General features: G+C 41.5%; 1 protein-coding gene. It reads left to right on the top strand.

Going from position 1 to position 316, the window contains the following annotated elements; all coding sequences use genetic code 11:
* On the top strand, nt 1-316 hold a 316-nt coding region (locus tag C1G53_RS00195), incomplete at both ends, for a pyruvate formate lyase family protein (RefSeq protein ID WP_330847448.1).

Genomic DNA, 316 nt, shown 5'->3' with positions numbered 1-316 from the left:
GGCATTCTTGCCAACTCACCTTCGTGCTAACATGGGCTTCGGTATCTGTGGTTTCGCAAACACTGTTGACTCATTGTCAGCAATCAAGTATGCACAAGTTAAACCAATCCGTGATGAAGATGGATTTATCTACGACTACGAAGTAACTGGTGACTTCCCACGCTATGGTGAAGACGATGACCGTGTAGATGATATTGCGAAATGGCTCATGGAAGCATTCTTCACTCGTTTGAACAAACATAAATTGTACAAGAATGCTGAAGCTACAGTATCTATCTTGACAATCACTTCTAACGTTGCTTACTCTAAACAAACA

The sequence above is a fragment of the Streptococcus suis genome, assembly GCF_002960445.1.
GTDB classification, from domain to species: Bacteria; Bacillota; Bacilli; order Lactobacillales; family Streptococcaceae; genus Streptococcus; species Streptococcus hyiners.
The sequence above is the reverse complement of the archived record's forward strand: the minus strand, read 5'-3'. Positions and strand labels throughout refer to the sequence as shown.